Origin of the sequence: Alkalibacillus flavidus, from assembly GCF_040545925.1 — a bacterium.
Classification (GTDB): domain Bacteria; phylum Bacillota; class Bacilli; order Bacillales; family Alkalibacillaceae; genus Alkalibacillus; species Alkalibacillus flavidus.
In genome coordinates, this window is the sequence record NZ_JBEPMX010000014.1 from 12,893 (window position 1) to 30,692 (window position 17,800).

11 protein-coding genes are annotated in these 17,800 nt (G+C 46.2%); 3 read left to right on the plus strand and 8 right to left on the minus strand.

What is annotated here, in order from left to right:
- Positions 1-544 precede the first annotated feature (544 nt).
- Positions 545-1,495, plus strand: a complete 951-nt coding sequence (locus ABID56_RS11555) for a nuclease-related domain-containing protein (protein WP_354221367.1) — start codon at positions 545-547, stop codon at positions 1,493-1,495.
- Between the two features lie 927 nt (positions 1,496-2,422).
- On the opposite strand, the gene ABID56_RS11560 is transcribed toward ABID56_RS11555, so the two are convergent.
- From ABID56_RS11560 to ABID56_RS11570, 3 genes are all read right to left on the minus strand, one after another.
- Positions 2,423-4,423: a M14 family zinc carboxypeptidase gene (locus ABID56_RS11560; protein WP_354221369.1), complete on the minus strand. Its 2,001-nt coding sequence runs from the start codon at positions 4,421-4,423 to the stop codon at positions 2,423-2,425.
- Between the two features lie 469 nt (positions 4,424-4,892).
- Positions 4,893-6,251, minus strand: a complete 1,359-nt coding sequence (locus ABID56_RS11565; RefSeq protein WP_354221371.1) for an O-antigen ligase family protein — start codon at positions 6,249-6,251, stop codon at positions 4,893-4,895.
- A 38-nt stretch (positions 6,252-6,289) separates the two neighbouring features.
- A complete protein-coding gene (locus ABID56_RS11570; RefSeq protein ID WP_354221373.1) occupies positions 6,290-8,818 on the minus strand; it encodes a glucosaminidase domain-containing protein in 2,529 nt (842 codons plus the stop codon).
- A 214-nt stretch (positions 8,819-9,032) separates the two neighbouring features.
- On the opposite strand from ABID56_RS11570, the gene ABID56_RS11575 reads away from it, so the two are divergent.
- The gene (locus ABID56_RS11575) at positions 9,033-10,004 is read left to right on the plus strand and encodes an LCP family protein (protein WP_354221375.1); all 972 of its coding nucleotides are present in this window, start codon (positions 9,033-9,035) and stop codon (positions 10,002-10,004) included.
- A 597-nt stretch (positions 10,005-10,601) separates the two neighbouring features.
- On the opposite strand, the gene ABID56_RS11580 is transcribed toward ABID56_RS11575, so the two are convergent.
- The 3 genes from ABID56_RS11580 to ABID56_RS11590 are packed head-to-tail and all read right to left on the minus strand — an operon-like array spanning position 10,602 to position 13,348.
- Positions 10,602-11,711, minus strand: coding sequence for a glycosyltransferase (locus tag ABID56_RS11580; protein ID WP_354221377.1), 1,110 nt, complete (start codon positions 11,709-11,711; stop codon positions 10,602-10,604).
- Entirely contained in the window at positions 11,708-12,610 is a 903-nt protein-coding gene (locus ABID56_RS11585; protein ID WP_354221379.1) for a PIG-L deacetylase family protein, read from the minus strand. Before ABID56_RS11585 ends, ABID56_RS11580 begins: the two co-directional genes overlap by 4 nt.
- Positions 12,611-12,622: 12 nt before the next feature.
- Positions 12,623-13,348, minus strand: a complete 726-nt coding sequence (locus ABID56_RS11590; RefSeq protein WP_354221381.1) for a WecB/TagA/CpsF family glycosyltransferase — start codon at positions 13,346-13,348, stop codon at positions 12,623-12,625.
- Between the two features lie 585 nt (positions 13,349-13,933).
- On the opposite strand from ABID56_RS11590, the gene murJ reads away from it, so the two are divergent.
- Positions 13,934-15,445, plus strand: coding sequence for a murein biosynthesis integral membrane protein MurJ (gene murJ / locus ABID56_RS11595; protein WP_354221383.1), 1,512 nt, complete (start codon positions 13,934-13,936; stop codon positions 15,443-15,445).
- A gap of 48 nt (positions 15,446-15,493) precedes the next feature.
- Here the strand turns inward: murJ and ABID56_RS11600 are convergent, their stop codons facing one another.
- Both ABID56_RS11600 and ABID56_RS11605 read right to left on the minus strand, forming a co-directional pair.
- The gene (locus tag ABID56_RS11600) at positions 15,494-16,483 is read right to left on the minus strand and encodes a GNAT family N-acetyltransferase (RefSeq protein WP_354221385.1); all 990 of its coding nucleotides are present in this window, start codon (positions 16,481-16,483) and stop codon (positions 15,494-15,496) included.
- Position 16,484: 1 nt separating this feature from the next.
- Complete coding sequence (locus ABID56_RS11605; protein WP_354221387.1) at positions 16,485-17,774, minus strand: nucleotide sugar dehydrogenase; 1,290 nt, start codon at positions 17,772-17,774, stop codon at positions 16,485-16,487.
- Positions 17,775-17,800: the final 26 nt, after the last annotated feature.

A 17,800-nucleotide genomic window follows, 5' to 3' on the forward strand; every position in this document is an offset into this window, starting at 1 on the left:
GGTTGGTGCAAGGGATTGAGAGGTTGAGTCAAGCGGGATTGGAGTTGGTGCAAAGATTTCGAAATTTGGTGCAAGGTTTGGGGGGCGGAGCGATAATGTCCGAAGGAGATTTAGGTGGATGAACGTCCAGCGATTGGATCAAGGCTTCGAGTTTTTGATTCAAGCGATTTTGAGGTTGAATCAAGGGATAATGCGTTTGATTCAAGTATGGCAGATTTTGAGTCAACGATTGGTAGGTGTGTTAAGACTCAGGGTTGAGTCAAGTTTTTGCGATTTTGAATCAAGTTGAGTTTGGGTTGATTCAAGGTGTTTTGAGATTGGATCAAGGTTGATCAATTTTGATTCAAGGATTAGGGTTTTTTGGTCGAAATAGATATTTTATTAAAAAAATTTTTACTCGAAGATAAGTGGATTAAGTTTTGATTTTGGTTAAGTTTTAACATTAATCGTGGGTGAACGTTGTTTAAGGTGAAAATGTGCTCTTTTTTGGCGGATAGACGGGTTTGAATGAAGTGGCTATAATCTTTTCAGGAGGTGGTTTTTGATGATTGTTTTACCACTTGAGAAGACGTGGGAGTTGCAGCAGTTGGAGACGATTGTGGCGCGTTATAATCGGCGTGATGGTTTGTGGCGGCGGTTGGATGAGGCGTATGGTCGGCAGTTGGCGGGGTATTTAGGTGAGAAGTCGTTGTATTATTATGTGAATCTTTGGCCTCGGGATGAGGTTTTGGGGCTATTTGGGCTGAGGGCGCGTGGGGTGAGTGGGTATTTTCAGACGGATTTGTTGGTTGTGACGGCGCGTTTTATGTTGATTGTTGAGGCGAAGCATTTAAAGGGTGAGCTGTCGATTAATGAGAGTGGGCAGTTGTTGCAGCGGGTGGATGGTGTGACGGAGGTGTATGGGAATCCGCTTGTGCAGGCGGAGATTCAGCGGTATCAGTTGGAGAAGTTGTTGCAGCGGCATGGGTTTGATCATCCGCCGATTTATACGTGTGCGGCGTTTACGCATGATAAGGCAATTCTCAATATTCCCGACCCTCCTCATAATTTAATGACTAGTCAGCGGTTGTTTGAGTATTATCAGATGTTGTATCGATCGAATCGTGCGCAATTGAGCCGGGCTGAGGTGACGAAGCTTGCGGTTTTCTTGAAAGATCAGCATACGCCGTTGGATTGCGATGTGATGGCGGATTTTGGGGTTCGGGCGGAGTGGCTTGCGCAAGGTGTGCCGTGTGAGTGCTGTGACGGTGGTATGATGCGGTATCACTATACGAAATGGATTTGTGGGGCGTGTGGGTGTGTTGAGGCTGAGGCGCATTGGCGTGGGCTGCGGGCATTTGCGGTGATTTTTCGGACGATGTGGGTGACGAATAAGCAGGCACGGGCGTTTTTAGGGATTCGTTCGCGGTCGACGTGTCAGCGGTTGTTGGCGTCGTTGCCGATGGAGGGTGAGCGGAGTACGGCGCGGTATTGTTTGGAGGGGTTGTTTCGGTAGGGTGAGTTGGGGTTGGTGCGAGTGAATCAAGGTGAGCGGAGTTTGGTGCAAGGGAATGGGAGTTTGAGTCAAGCTTGGTTGAGGTTGATTCAAGCAGTTTGGGATTTGGTGCAAGAGTGTGTGGGGTTGATTCATGCGTTTGAAAGGTTGGTGCAAGTGTTTGAGGATTTGGTACAAGATTGACGAAATGTGAATCAAGGGTATGGGGAGTGAGCGGGGTTTCAGATTTGGGTCAAGGATTCGGACGTTTGAATCAAGGGAATGCGGATTTGACTCAAGCGTGCAGGAGATTGGTGCAAGGACTTTTAAATGTGAATCAACATATCGTTAATGTGGGGCAACAACATATTTTGAGTGTAAGAAGTCGGCTGCGGCCGACTTCTTTTTTTAGTAATGAAGGTTGGATCAAGATATGGTGAATTTGAGGTTGAATCAAGATCGCGGAAGATTGAATCAACGTCCTACGAATTTGCATCAAGCGCCTCGTGTTTTGAATCAATCAACCACGCACAAAAAGAAGTCAGCGGCGGCTGACTTCTATCTGTCTAGGGCTTCTTGGGCGAGTAAGAGGGCGATTGAGTTGTTTTGGGTCCAGTTGCGGTTGAAGTTGCTTAGGGGGACTGGGCGTGGGCCGACGTATGGTGAGACTTCGGGTGTGAAGCTTGGGTATTGGAGTGAGTCGAGTACCCAGTCTTTGTAGCCGCCTCCGCTTGGGTTGTCGGTCATCATGAGGCCTTAGCCGGTTTTGGCGCTGATTTGGTCGGCTAGGTCTCGGGTTGTGTTTTTGAGTTCGCCTTCTAAGTAATAGTCCCAGTACAAGATTTCGCCTGATGAGTGGTAGGCGAGTGATGTTTTGAAGTCGTGTTGGTTCGTGTAATCTTAGAGTGATTTGACTTCGGGTTCGGTTAACGGGCTTGTGCCTTTGTATCATTCTGGGCCCGGTTCTGATTCGACGTTGCGTATGTCGTCCCAGTCGGCTGGGTATTGTCTGTTTAAATCGACGGCGCGTGCGTTGGCTTTCCAGCTGGAGAAGTCGGTGTTGCCATCGTTCATGTCAATGAGTTCGTCGCGGTTATCGAATCCGTCTGGGCCTTGTTGAACTAGTGTGACGCCGTCTGGGTTGACCATGGGCACGTAATGGAGCGTGACTTGGTCGAGTAAATGGCGAACGTCATAGCCATCTAGTGCTTCGTCGCGTGCATAAGCTTGGCTATATTGATCGAGTTGTTCCATGACTAAATTCGTTGTCACCCATTCGCGTGCGTGATGTGACGCATTAATTAAAATATCGATGTCGCCAGTTCCGATTTTCACAACGGGGATGTCACGATTGTGAACGGATTTGCCTATGGTTTCGACCGTGATTAGGGAGCCGTACTGTTGATCGAGTTGATCGATGTCTGACTGCATTTGGTTGTATGAATAAACTTGATGCGGTTTAACGATATCTGTTGCGCGCATCATATCAGCTTCAACGTGGCCCGCGCGGACATAGCCGTATCGGCCGGAGATATTCACTTCATACCAGCTGCCTAGGTCGCCGACAATCGGATAGGTCTCGCCTTCTTGCAATGTGGCGAAGGGATCGAGACCGTCGCCGGTGTTATCGTAGACGGTCGTGTTTTGTGTTGGTGTGGCTGTGCCGATTGAGCGCTCGCTCTGAATCGGATTTTGGTAGTTTTGGCTCAATGCTAGTTTTGTTGCTGGTTTATAAATATAAGCTTCATCATTAGCGTATTGAATTTCGTGCCAGTTGCCGTAGTCGCGAATGCGTGCGTACGTTTCATCGGCGTGGAGTTTTGCGACTTCTACTAGCCCTCCGTTTTGACGCTCATATACGGGCGTTCGCGATTTTGTTTGATAGAAACGATCGGTTGTTTGAAAATCGATGGTCGTGCCTTTTTTCCATACATAGCCGATTTGACCAGCGATATTCACTTGCCACCAATTGCCGTAATCGCGCATGATGTTAAGCCCGGTTCCTTCGAAAAAGCGCGCGTAAGGCACGAGTTCACCTGTGCTGTTGTCGTAGACGGTGATATCTTGGGTCATTTCGATCGTGCGACCGTTTGATCCGTCGTCAGCGTTTGATTCATGGTTGCTCGCTGGATCGGTTGCTGGTTTGTAAATATAAGCTTGATCTGAGCCGAATTGAATCGTATGCCAATTGCCAGAGCCACTTAGGCGTTCATAGACGGTTGTATCTTGTGTGATGTCGATCGGCGTTTTGCTTGATAGATTTTGGTTGTTCAAATTGGTCGGTTTGTTTGTATATGTTGTCGTTCCTGGTTTATAAACATAACCGTCGTAGTTGGCGAATTGAACGCGAATCCAGTTGTCCATAACTTGATCGATTGGGTACGACTGGCCTTTTTGAAGTGTGGCGACCGGTTCGAGTGAGCCACTGCGATTATCGTAAACCGTGATTTTATTTTGCGTTGGTGTAAAATAGCGATCGTCGTTGGTTGGGACAGATTGTGTTGATTGAGCGCTCGTTTGGGTTGATTGATTTTGAGTTTCGGATTCATCTTGGTTTACTTGATGAAACATGGTGTTTCCTAAGATGATAGATTGTTCTTCCGTTATAGGATATGTAGATTTTTTTGTCGTGATAGCGCCGTGATCGTTTTCGAAAGTTGCAGAAGTGGTTTGTTGTGATGTTTTGCGCCATTCTGTGAATTCAGGCGCCTCCCCTTCTTCTACTCGTGTTAGGTTATCGAGTTTCAACGCTTTTGTGGTGTTTTCGAATTGAATCTCGATTCCATTTGGTGTCTCGGTTCCGTAAAGTCTGGTCCCTGCTTGGATTGTGATGCCTTCTGAAAGTTCGATGTTTTCTTGGGTTTGGTAGAGTGAATGGTCTTCCGCGTGTAGTGTGTGCGTGACAGCTAGTAACGTGATTAATATTATGAAGCTAGTAACCTTTTTCATGTCGCGCGCCCCCCTTTTAATTAACAAGTGTTACGTAATGTGACATTTTTTGCAATAGATTTTGGAGAATATGGTGTAAGAGTCATGGGGGTTGTAGGGAATGAGAGCGGTGTTTGGGTCAAAGGTGTGGGTGGTTGAGTCAAGTAGATTTTGACTTGGTGCAAGGTTGGGGGAATTTGAATCAACACTCTGCTCAAGTGGATCAACGATGTTTTTAAATGGTCGGAAGTCGGCTGCGGCCGACTTCCTTCGTTTGATGGTGAATGATTCAAGGATGCGGGAGTTTGAATCAAGATTGATGAATATATTCGGGGCTTGAGTTTGATGCAAAGGTGCGGGAGATTGAATCAAGCGCAATTTAATTTGAATCAAGAATCCGGAAATGTGAGTCAACGCGCTACACCACTTTATTTAGTGGGTTCCCTCACACAAAAGACCCCCATCGCACCGAGGGGCGATGGGGGTTAGTTTATTGTCTTTGTAATGTGATGAGTGTTAGGCACATGACGAGTGCTAGGTAGATGCTGACGGCGGGTGCGGTGATGACGTGTCCTGCTAGGGTTGAAATGCCGCATGCAATCGCCAAGCTAACAAGTATGAAGATCGATGTTGAGTCTTTGAATGTGGCTTTAATGCCTTTGTCAAAGAAGGCGCGGATGATGCGGTAGAGCATATACACGATCGGAATGACGTAGACAATAAAGCCGATGATGCCGATTGAATAGAATAGGTCAAAGGCATCGATCTCGACGGTTTTTGGATCTTCTGAATAGTTACTGGCGTAGCCCATGCCGAATAGTTTTTGGGCGACTGGGGCGTCGACGAAGTAACTATGGTGAATTTTGACGTAAATGTCACGGCTACTTAAGATTAAGTTTAAGAAGCGTGATGATGCGTGAAAGTTGTCTTTGATATACGCGTCAGGGTCGATTTGTTCTTGTTCTTCTTCTGTTGGTTGCGACACGACGTTTTCGTATTGGTATATTTGGTTCGCGATATTTTCAAGAAATGATGACGACGCGTGTGCTGTCACGACGACGATCAGCGCAATAAATAAAGTAGTGTTGAATTTTTGCCAACCTTTCACGCCGTTTCCAAATCGGTTCACGATAATGTGATAGCCAACTGTTAAAGTGGTGAGTAAAATACCGCCTAGTGCTACTTTGGTGCCCATTAAGCCGAAGCCGATTGCTGAAATCGTAAGGGCGACGATCATCCAGCCTTTTGCTCGGCCGCTCGGTTGTGACACGATGTAATAGGCTGCCATTGGATACGTAATCGCGAGCACGGCACTGATTTCATTTCCTGAGAAGAACCAGCCTTTATAGCCGACTTTGGTGTGTGAATAGCTTTCTAAACTCGTTTGGGTTAAGACGGCGATCAGGATACTAGCGCCGACTGCAACGGCTACGAAAAAGAACGCTTTAAACACGATGTTCAATAGTTGTTGTTTGTCGGTTACGATTTCTTTGAACATTAAATACAGGGCAATCAGCGCTAAGTTAAAGTAGACAATTTTGAATAAAAATTGTAGCTCTGCCACTAAGCTGTAAGGGTCTTTGAATAAAATCGTCACGACTAAACTAGCGATGAGCACGAGTGCGAGTGCTCCGACGTAGTATAAAATTTTGCGGTGTTTTGGCATCGTCCAGCTGATATAAACGATAACGACAAAAAAGAGCGCGACGAACAGGACGCGGACGAGCGCCCCGACCGTCACGACTGTATCAGTGAATTGAACCATGAGTGAAGTCATCAAATCGATGACGGGTTGGATCAAAATAAAGATCCATAAATATTTGATTAATGATTCGTGATCAAGCTTCATGTTCTACCTCCAAGTGATGTTCTCTGGTGCCTTCTCTTTTATTGATATACCGGAATTTCGTATGTCATAACAGGGTTTGTTAATTCGTTATAAAGTTCTTCGATGTACTCAGACTGTTTAACCGCCCAGCCAATATCTGTTGCGTATTGGTGAACACCTGTGTTGTCAGGGTTCCAACGCATTTTGAACAGTGTATTTTGTTGGTCTAGGTGGTTGATATAACGCTCGCCAATCCATTTCGCGCCGCCGACAATGGCTTCTTCTACCGTGAACCAGCCTTCTTCATATGCACGTGTTGCGCCTGATTCAAGTGCTGTTCGATCGTATGCACCAATTCCGAAAATATTATACGTGGTGCGAATGTTAGATAATTCATCGCGGTTACGATCATTGACAAGCTGCAGGTCACCGTCATCGTCTCGGCCGACTTCAACTCCTGTTGCAAGCTCTGATGTGCCGTTACCTGTTTCGAGCATCGCGTGAGACATGAGGTAGATTTCGTTAATGCCGTACTCACGACCAGCGTCGATGAATTGTTCGGCTTGACCTTCTAAAACGCCGTGACCAGCTAAAATGGTGTTCAATTCATTAGCTGACACTTTAACACTTTCGGATAACAGTAAGTGCTGCATGTCGCTATGTTTTGATGGATCGGCATGTTCAACGACTTGTGAACGCTTGGCATTACGCCAGTTGCGGTAATCAATTTCGTACCAATCGCCGTGTTCATCGACGATCTCGTAATCTTGTCCGCTCGACATACGGCCGTACACGTGACTATTCGTACTCATTTCAGCATAGACTGGAGCGGAAGAGTTTTCAACTGTTAAGGCATCATTTGTTTCGCTTACAAGTTCACTGTGGACGTATAGATCGTCACGGTCATCATAAGCGACGCGATACCATTCGGTGCTGTCGTTGTACTCAAATCCCTCAATGTCGCGTTCAACAATCTCAATCGCTGTGCCGTTTGAGACGCGTTCATAAATGCTGTCGCTCGAGTCATCGTTAGCATCTGTACGCAAGGCGACGTGATCGCCGTCAATGACTGGGCCGTCGTAATGATCGATGGCGGATGCCTGGACGTATGCTGGCTCGCTGTTAAAGGCGTCCGTTTGCGGCGGTGTTGATTTTGCCATTTGTGTTGATACGACACTTGATAATGATTGATCATATTCAACGTAAACGCGTGATTCCGCGCTTGCGACGTCATCTTGGTCAATATAAGCTACGTTGCCTGCGACTGATACTTTTAACCATTCACCATCGTTAATACCTGGGAATTTATCGCCCGCTTCAACCGAACCGAATGACTCGGCGTTTGCGTTAGGGGCCGTTTTCAGCTCAGTTTTGCTCGTGATTTCCGCTTCATACGTAGGGCCATCTGATGTGACAGGGTTGGTTAAGTTGCCGTGGTACGATGGTGTCGTCGTTCCATCACCCCAAATATAACCTGTCTCATCACCAAATGTGATTTCGTGCCAGCCACCTGAACCGCCTTGGCGTTCAAATGTTTCGCCTTGGTTTAATTGGCCGAGCACTTCACCGTCTCCTGTGTCCGAATAAACGGTGACATAATCATGCGTTACTTCGAAATATTGATCACCTGGTACAAAGTCGCGCTCTACATTTTCGCCTGTGACATAAACGTCACGACCTGCGAGTGTGAAAGCAAGGCCATTATCTGACGTTAATTCGCGAAAACCAAATGTTTCACCTGCTTCAATTGTTCCGACTACCTCACTTGATTGTTGATCGTAAACCGTCACATTCGTTTGTGCTTCGGCTTCGTACGGCGTGTCGGTTTGATCAGTGAATGCAGCGTCATTTGGGTTTAACACAGCTGACGTGCTTTCTTTCCAAACGAAAGCCTGCTCACCTTGGTAGCGAATTTCGTGCCAGTTGCCGTAATCTTGCACCCGTTCAAATGTCGCGCCTTCATCTAATGTTGCGACCGATTGTAAGTCACCATTGTCATCGCGGACATTGACAGGTAGACCGTCTTTTTCAACTTTGAAATAGTCATCTGACTGTTCGAAATCTTTGGCCACGGCTGGCGAATATATGTACCCTTCACGTTCACCGACTTGGACACGAATCCAGTCGCCAAAAGCTTGCTCAATAAAGCGGAATGTTTCACCTTTGTAAAGACGGGCCATTGGAACGAGCGATCCGTCATCTTCGCTTTCATAAATCGTTAAATGATCATCTGCGACACCTGTTCTGACGTGGTTTTCATCAGGGGACCAATTGTCGACATCGCCGGCTTGATCGGCATTGATTTTTTCAATCGCGGGTTTGTAAACATACCCTTCCATACCATTGAATTCGATCTGGATATGGTTGGCACTGAAATCGCGCTCGTACTGATAGATTTCACTTTCATGCAACCAACCAATCGGCGTTAACCCGTCATCACTTTGTTTATAGACGGTTACGTTAGTTGGATAGTCTTTTTTTACTTTGAAATATGAATCGTCCGTTTCAGCTGATGCGTGAGTCGAAAATCCGACGACACTTGCAATCGATAATATCGTCACCATCGGCAAAATACGTCGACGTACCATGCGCCACCTCCAAAAAATAGTTTTCTGCGAGTCAAAGTTGTTACTATTATTCTATCAATCATAGCACACCCCTACAAGACGACCATAGTAGGATAATGGAAACTTTTAAATAAGTTAGGTTGTACGTGTACAAATTCGCTCGAAACAAGTAAAATAGATTATGACTTTTGACAAATTTCGTTTATGAGTGACATTGAAAGGACGGACAAAATCTATGGAAAGTCGCAAAGAACGATACGGCAAACGCCGATTGAAGAAACCGATTCGCCGAGTGTTATGGGCGATTGTGATTTTAATCGTTTTAATCATAGGTTATAGTGTGTTTCAATATTTTGCAGGGAAATCGGCTGCGGAAGATGAGATGGGTTCTTTTACGGATAGTGAGAAACTCGAGCAGTTTAGTGACGATTTTCAAGGGGCTGATTCTGATGGGCCGATGAACGTGCTGTTGGTTGGTACAGACAGTGATGATGGTTCGGCTGCGCGGACGGATACGATCATGATCGGGCAGTTTGATCCAAGTAACAATGAGGCGAAACTCGTCTCGATCATGCGCGATTCCCTCGTGACGATTCCAGGCCACGGCCAACAAAAGATCAATGCTGCGTTCGCAATCGGCGGGCCAGAATTATTGCGTCAGACGTTGAAGGAAAATTTTGATGTCGACGTTGAGCATTATGCGATGATCAATTTGAAAGGGTTTGAAAACATTGTCGATACGGTCGCGCCAGGCGGTGTAACAATTAATGTTGAGAAAAATATGGAATACGCGAGCAATGACGGACGTGTCGATATTGATTTAGAAGCCGGCGAACACTCGTTGGACGGAGCGTCATTGTTGGATTATGCCAGATTCAGATCAGACGCTGAAGCCGATTTCGGACGCGTTCGCCGCCAGCAACAAGTGATGAGTGAGTTGAAAGATGAAGTGTTGTCTTTTGCTGGAGTGATGCGCTTGCCTCGTGCTGCAGGAGCTTTCGAACCTTACGTCAATACCGACATGTCGACGTTCGGGATGGCGAGCGCGTTAGGACGATTTATGATGAACACGCCTGATGAAATTCAGACGATGCGTATCCCCGTTGAAGGCGGGTTCCGCAATGCACGCTATAGCGGTGTTGGCGCTGTGCTTGAGTTGAATATGGAGCAAAATCGTGAAGCGTTGCAAGAGTTTTTGAATGATTGACGTGAAGTAAGGTGAAGCCGGCTTAGGCCGGCTTTTTTTATTGGGGATGTGGGGTTTGTTGAACCACATTTGCGGCGCGTTGATTCACATATCGGGCGGGTTGATTCACATTTGCGCGATCCTTGCACCACATTTGCGGTGCGTTGATTCAATTTAGTGAGCGCTTGATTCAAACTCCTCGAGGCTTGAGCCAATCCCCCTCATTCTTGCACCATTTTACGGGGGAGTGATGGAAGTCGGCGCAGCCGACTTCCTTCCTTTTGGCGTTTGATGCTCTGATGCGATGCGTTGATTCACATATCGGGCGGGTTGATTCACATTTGCGCGATCCTTGCACCACATTTGCGGTGCGTTGATTCATTTTAGTGAGCGCTTGATTCAAACTCCTCGAGGCTTGAGCCAATCTCCCCCATTCTTGCACCATTTTACGGGGGAGTGATGGAAGTCGGCCGCGCCGACTTCCTTCCTTTAGTTTTTATAGTACGTTGAACCACATTTGTGAATTATTGATTCATCTTGATATGCCCTTGATTCATACTCCGCAACACTTGAACCAATCTCCCCCATTCTTGCATCAATCCTATTTAAAAAAGGAAGTCAGCTGGGGCTGACTTCCTTCATATAGGTTTCTTTTGTTTGGTTGGCGAGTTGTTCGAGCGAGAAGCTTGCTTGAGCGTGTTCATATTGTTTCATGCCGATCGGCTCGAGTCTGCCGTCCTTCTTAGCTTCCACCGCTTCCATAATCGATTTTTCGATCGCAGAGACACTCTGAGGCTCAATCAACCAACCATAGTCTTCAACTAATTGACGGATGCCACCGACGTCTGTTGCGATGAGTGGTGTTTTCTCGCGTGCCGCTTCAAGCAACGCTAACGGGAAGCTTTCGCTATGTGACGTTAGAATGGCGACGTCTGACAAGCGGTATAAAGCTGGAATATCATCTCTAAATCCTAAAAAGTGAACGTGGTCGACTAACCCTTGTTCTCGAACGGCTTCTTCAATCGACGGGCGTTCGTCACCGTCGCCGACTAATACGAGTTCTATCCGTTGATCCAGCACGCGTTCGACGACCTGCTTCACCGCTTCAATTAATTCATGATGCCCTTTAATCGGATGCAAGCGTGCGACCATCGTCACGACAAACGCATCGTCCGCAATCCCTAAATCGTCACGCGTTGTCGTATGCGCATCCACCACATCAAACTCAATTCCATTTAAAATCGTCGTAATCCGATCAGCTGATACACCGAGTTCGACTAAATTATCTTTAAACCGCTCGCTCACGGCAAAGAAATGGTCGACTTTGCTGTACGTCCATAGATTAATTTTTGTAAACAACTTGCCTTTTAAACCGTCTGTCATAAAATCGTGAATTGGATCGCTGTGGACCGTCGTCACCCACTTCGCATCGAGGCGGTCGATAATCGTTGCGACGTATAGGTTCGCGCGAGCACCGTGTGAATGAATGACGTCTGCTTGTTGGACTTCGGCTAATCGTTTTAATTTTTTCCGCGCTTTTAAATCATAACGGCTCGTTTGTCCAAGGACAATCGTCGGAACACCGGCCGCCTTCGCTTCACGGCTCAGCAACCCTTCTTGCATGACGACGAGCAAGACATCATCGACATTGAATTGCTTTAGCAAACTAATAATATGGTTTTTCGACCCGCCGGTTTCCCCGCCGGAGATGACGTGCATGATTTTCATTCTTGCTCCCGCCTTTTAACCGTTTCATCGTACACTCCCGTTTTAAATTTGTACCCTTTTTTATGAGCTAATAGCATCGTAAGTTCTTTATTCATTTGTTTTAGCTCGTTTTGAAAATCGACGAATGAAAAATTTTTTGCCTGTCTGATCGTTTCAACCCATTCAAACGCAGAGTATGTCCGGAAGACTTCTGCATGTTTGACGTTTGAATCGCTCACGAGATGCGCTTGATATTGATTGCGTTTCATCAGTCCATCGAAATCGATCGCTTGTGACTGAAAGATCGTCGTTGCCATATCTTTTGTCTTAAAATGAGGCGTAATATCGACAACGGTATTGATATAATTTTTCGGAATCGTCGTGTTGATTTCATATGTTCGCACGTCAGGTTGGCATGTGCTATTGATTAGCGCTTCAGCTAGCACGTTACCTGCTGCCACATGATCAGGGTGACAATCGACATGCGGTGTGACGTAAACGATATCTGGTTCCATGTCGTCAATCATTTGTCGCACAGTCGAGACCGTTTCCGCATCAGCTATTAATTGGCCATCAGGTTTGTCCAAAAACGTCACGGAATCCAGATCAAATAGCTTTTCCACCGCTTTTGCTTCTTGTTTCCGTGCTTGGATCAAGTCCTCTCGCCCGGCATCTGACACACTGCCAGCACCATCGGTTAAGTAACATACGTGAACTTGTGCGGGATTCGTGCGATTTTTATAACGCATGATCGTCCCGCCAAGGCCAATCGTTTCGTCGTCGACGTGCGGGGCTAGAATGAGCACACGATTTTCTGTCGGCTCTGTCGTTGGCCTAGTATCACGGTAATATGTTGTTAAGATTTGGGCCGTCATTGGTCGAATCAGCGGTTGTGTTAAGCGCATAAGTTGTCGTTTCATCAGTCGTCCCCCCTACTTCGATTGTTTGCGGTTGAACAACAATGTGAGTAAAAATTTCGGCAGAGCGATTTGGCGTCTCCATCGCTTCGGGTCGCTTAATAAACGGTACAACCATTCGATGCCCAGTTTTTGCGTGATTTTAGGCGCTCGTTTTACTTCACCCGCTAAAACGTCAAAAGTACCGCCAACTCCTTGAATCACTGATACATTGAGTCGTTCGCGGTAATCGTTAATCCAACGCTCTTGCTTCGGTGATCCGAGTGCAACAAATAGCATATCAGCGCCCGATTCATTGATACGATCGACTAATGCATCGGGATCGTCGTCATAGCCATTTTGATAACCTGCGATTGTCAAGTTCGGGAAACGCTCTTGTAAACGCGCTTGCATTTTTTGACCAACTGCTTCTTTGGCACCGTAAAAAAAGACGCGATACCCTTTGTCGTTGGCGAGCCCTAGCAATCGCTCGGATAAATCAACACCCGTCACACGTTCCTTGACGCGTCCATTATATAATTTCGAAGCCAACAAGACACCGACGCCATCCGGGATTTGGAATGTCGCGTTGTTCAACAAATGACGCAACTCGTCGTCTTGGCGCGCGGTCATAATTTTTTCCGGATTAACGGCAAAAATCGTCGCCTGGTCATTCGTCGCGATCATCTCATTGACTTGGTTCAGTATATCGTCGTATGTTAAAGGCGACACGCGAACGCCTAAATACGTATCATATTGCATGGAGTAACCCTCTTTTTACATCTATTCAAATCCGTACGTAACAAGTATTAAGTATATCAAAAAGCGAGCGTATTGGGAATAGATTTAAACGGAAGAACGGATGAGTGTGGATTTGGGTCAAGCGAGCAAACATGTGAATCAAGTGGCTCGGAATTTGAGTCAAGCGCTTGAGCGTTTGAATCAAGCCAAATAAAATTTGATGCAACACCGTTTAAGAAGAGGGATTGATCGTAGTTTGACGCAAGAATTCATGCGTTTGACGCAAGTATTCCTCAGGTTGAATCAAGAGGTTCTGAGTTTGAATCAAGCCCTCTCAACTTTGAATCAATCAGCGCCAATTGTGATGCAACTCTCCACAAACCTATAGGTAGGAAGTCGGCGCGTTTGTAGGATTGATTCAAGCCTCGTGGAGTTTGAATCAACGCTCTGTAATTGTGATGCAAGGATTACGCAAAATGAGTCAACAAGCGCCAATGGTAATTCCAAACGCACAATAATTAGTTGATTGTTGCTCGCGATTTATCTTTTCGTGATAGTATACTATAATATAGGCTTGAATGTTACATAAGAAAGTGACTGATGAGGATGTCTACGTTAAAGAAGGCAGCGATTTGGACGACGCTGTTATCGATTGTGTTAAAGTTAATCGGCTTCGTGCGGGAGAGTTTGATTGCCCGCGAGTTCGGGGCTAATGAATATACGGATGGGTTTTTGCTGTCGTTTACATTTGTGACGTTGATCTTAGCGATTATTGCGAATGGGTTTAATTCGGCGTTTTTGCCGCATTATGTGAGTGCGCGAAAAGAGCGGCCTGAGTCAGCTGATCGTGATGCTTCTGGGGTTATGAACCTTGTATCGTTATTTTTTGCGGGGTTGTCTGTCATTATGTATTTTTTTGCACCGCAAATTGTACCACTCATTTTTGGCAATATGCACTCGACAACTGAGGAGATAGCGGTTGAAATCACGCGATTTTTCTTTATGTTTATGGTCATAATTGCACTGAGTGGAATGCTTGAGTCTTATTTACAGTCGCGCCGAATATTTGTGCCGACGCAGATCAATAAATTAATGGGAACACTCATGGCGGTTGTGTTTATCTTATTATTTTCGGACGTTTGGGGGATTCATGCCGTCGCTTATGGCTTTATCTTCGGAACATTCTGTGGGGTGCTCATTCAGTTTTATTATTTATTAAAAGCTAAATTTAATTGGCAGCCGACGTTGTCGATGGACCCTGAGTTCAAAAAGACCTTTTTCATTTTATTAGCGCCTGCTCTCCTTCATTCATCTGTTGGCCATATTAACGTGTTTATTAACCGTTTATTTGCGACAGATACCGTGAGTGGCGGTGTAACGTATTTAAATAATGCGGCGCTACTAATGAGTATTCCGTCGACGATTTTTATTACGACGGTGCTTGCGATTGTCTTTACATTAATGTCTGAGCGTGCGGATGATGCGTATCAGTTTAAGGAAACGGTGTTTAATGGTTATCAAATTGGCATGATGGCACTGGTTCCGATCGCGGTTGGTACGTTGTTACTCGGTGAAGAGTTGATTGCGTTCATTTACGAGCGTGGTGCTTTTACAGCTGAGGATACAGCGAATACGTTTGACGCTTTGAAATGGTATACACCAGCGATTTTGACGCAAGGTCTTGTCATGATTGCGGTTAAAGGGATGTATGCGAAAGGCTGGACAAAGCGCATTCTGATGATTAGCTCGGTGACGATCATCTTAAATATCGCGTTAAATTCTGTGTTAGTCGAACGTTTCAGCTATCCAGCGTTAGCTATGTCGACGTCGATTGTCTCGACGTACTATGCAACGGCAGCGACGATTGCGCTTTACAAAGGGTATCCGAAAGCGGAGCTATGGCGTTTGTTAGGACTGTTTGCTCGTGTGCTCGTCCCTGCTCTCATCATGGCAGTGCCGATTGTAACGATTCAATTCTTGACGCCTGTTGATTCGCTTTATTCATTATGGCAAATCTTAATTCTCGTCCCGATTGGGGTCGCAACATATATTGCAGCGCTTTATGTTGTGTACCGCGAAGGATTTAATGAACTAGTAAAAGTGGCGAAAATGAAATAATAAACGATAAAAATAATCCCCGTCGCGGCATGCGGCGGGGCATTTTAATTAAAACGAATCAACATCACCTTGCACAAGGTAAACGTCTTCGCGCTGTATTTGATTGGTGTCGTCGAATTGATTGACGACAAACGGCATTGGTTCGTCTTTTTTCGTGAAGTTCGCCCGTTTCAAAGCTGCTTCCAACGGGTTGTCTGGCATCGTCCACGTTTGAATGAACGGAGCGTCGTGTAGTGACAGCAAGGTTTGATTGATGAGTGCATCCCAAATGGCTGGTTCGTCAGTGGCGATGATGTCGACGATTGAGCGCTCGCTCACAACGACGTAGCCTAGCCACTCACCGTTTCGTTCATAAACGAACTTGCGATAGTTGTTCGTCGGGTGATCGGCGTAGCGCCAATTGAGATAGTTCGCTGTCCGCTTGGTCACGACTGGTTTAATTTTTTTCACTTGATCCATTAGGCGGTCGGCACGTTCATCAAACGCGTTGATCTCACGGATATGGTTAGGTGACGCTTCAAGCTGCCGACGTTTACGTTTTTGATACATGGCCTCGTACGGTTTAAGGAATTTGAACGGTTTGAATTTGTCCGCTAGCAGTGTGATAGGTTTTTGTAACCAAATATAGCGCTGGACACCGCCGAGATCTTGGGCATTTGTTTGCGCGATAAGCGGGCCTTTTGCTTTATCAGACGGGAAACCATACAACAGGTCGATGTTGCGCGCTTCTGCTTCTTGTAGCATCCGTTCGTTTAACTGGCGGTATATGCCTCTCCCGCGTGAGTCTGGGTGGACCATCGTATCGCAACGAAGCGCGATTTTCCGTTCCAAACCTTCGACATAAGCGTCGTTTACCCACAAACTGATTGAGCCGAGAATGTGATAGCCGTCTTCAAAAACAAGCACCCATGGGTTATCAGCCACTGGGTGCTCGAAATATTTCCATTGCACAGTTTTTGCATCACGTTTTTTGTCAAAAACCGTTTTGAATAAGTGATTAAGTGGGGTGATATCGTCTTCGTTTGCCCAACGAATCATATTACTGAACCCCTTGTTTATGAGTGTCGACTAAGTTCGTGAGTGAATGGACCGTCACGCCGTCGAGTTGTTTGTAAATATTGCGCGTATCAAATACGACTGGGCTTTGCATTTGTGACGTAAACGTATCACCTGTTAAATCTTTAAACGATTGGTGATCGGCTAACACGACGGCTAAGTCGGCTCCGTTTAATGCGTCGTCTAAAGAGTAAAGGTCGTGCGGAAACGCGTCAGTTTCAGCTGCAACGAATGGATCGTGGCACTTGAACGTCATGTTCGGTGCGTCAGCTTGCATGCGTTCGATCAATTGCAAGGCTGGGCTTTCGCGCATGTCAGATGTGTTTCCTTTATACGTTAAACCGAGCAGTGCGACGGTCGGGTTTTGGACGTCTCCTATCATCGCTTTCATTTTATCGAGCACATAGCTTGGCATCGAGTCATTGATGTCACGCGCTGTTTGCATGAGCGGCGTCGTGTCCTTGGCTTTTTCGATAATGAAATACGGATCGACCGGGATGCAGTGACCGCCAACGCCTGGGCCTGGTTGTAAAATATTCACGCGCGGGTGCATGTTCGCCATGTCGATCACATCAGACGCGTCGATATTTAAATGATCAGCCACTTTCGACAATTCGTTCGCGAGGGCGATATTTACGTCGCGGAATGTGTTTTCCATGAGCTTGGACATTTCAGCGACGACCGCTTCTGTTTCACGGACGTCTCCTTCGACGGATTGTTTATAAATGGCAGCTGCTTTTTCCATTGCTTCTGGCGTAAACCCGCCGACGATTCGATGATTATATTTTAGTTCGTGTACAATATTACCTGGAATCACACGCTCTGGGCAATGCGCCAAATAGACGTCGTTTGTCGCAGCATCAAAACCAGCTGACTTAAGGGCCGGCGCGACGATATCGCTAATCGTCCGTGGCGGGATGGTTGATTCGACAATAACGGTATTGCCTTTTTGCAGAACTGGTGCGATGCTCTCCGTGGCTTTGACGACGAAATCCGTATTAGCTGAATGATCGTCGTGCACAGGTGTTGGCACCGCGATAATGAAATAATCCGCTGCGACCGGCTTAGTTGACGCCGATAACCGTCCACTTTTCACCGCTTGCGCCACCATGTCATCTAATCCTGGTTCTTCTATATGAATACTTCCTTGATTCACTTGTTCAACGACGTGTTCATTAATATCCACGCCGACGACATCATAGCCTTCGTTTGCGAATAATGCTGATGTCGGTAGTCCAATATATCCTAATCCAATGACACAAATTTTCGTCATGTCTAAACACTTCTTTCTATGCAAAA

What these genes read in the sequence shown, in the direction of transcription:
- ABID56_RS11555 (WP_354221367.1), top strand. Translation starts at nt 545, where the DNA reads ATGATTGTTTTACCACTTGAGAAGACGTGGGAGTTGCAGCAGTTGGAG.
- ABID56_RS11560 (WP_354221369.1), bottom strand. Translation starts at nt 4,423, where the DNA reads ATGAAAAAGGTTACTAGCTTCATAATATTAATCACGTTACTAGCTGTC.
- ABID56_RS11565 (WP_354221371.1), bottom strand. Translation starts at nt 6,251, where the DNA reads ATGAAGCTTGATCACGAATCATTAATCAAATATTTATGGATCTTTATT.
- ABID56_RS11570 (WP_354221373.1), bottom strand. Translation starts at nt 8,818, where the DNA reads ATGGTACGTCGACGTATTTTGCCGATGGTGACGATATTATCGATTGCA.
- ABID56_RS11575 (WP_354221375.1), top strand. Translation starts at nt 9,033, where the DNA reads ATGGAAAGTCGCAAAGAACGATACGGCAAACGCCGATTGAAGAAACCG.
- ABID56_RS11580 (WP_354221377.1), bottom strand. Translation starts at nt 11,711, where the DNA reads ATGAAAATCATGCACGTCATCTCCGGCGGGGAAACCGGCGGGTCGAAA.
- ABID56_RS11585 (WP_354221379.1), bottom strand. Translation starts at nt 12,610, where the DNA reads ATGAAACGACAACTTATGCGCTTAACACAACCGCTGATTCGACCAATG.
- ABID56_RS11590 (WP_354221381.1), bottom strand. Translation starts at nt 13,348, where the DNA reads ATGCAATATGATACGTATTTAGGCGTTCGCGTGTCGCCTTTAACATAC.
- murJ (WP_354221383.1), top strand. Translation starts at nt 13,934, where the DNA reads ATGTCTACGTTAAAGAAGGCAGCGATTTGGACGACGCTGTTATCGATT.
- ABID56_RS11600 (WP_354221385.1), bottom strand. Translation starts at nt 16,483, where the DNA reads ATGATTCGTTGGGCAAACGAAGACGATATCACCCCACTTAATCACTTA.
- ABID56_RS11605 (WP_354221387.1), bottom strand. Translation starts at nt 17,774, where the DNA reads ATGACGAAAATTTGTGTCATTGGATTAGGATATATTGGACTACCGACA.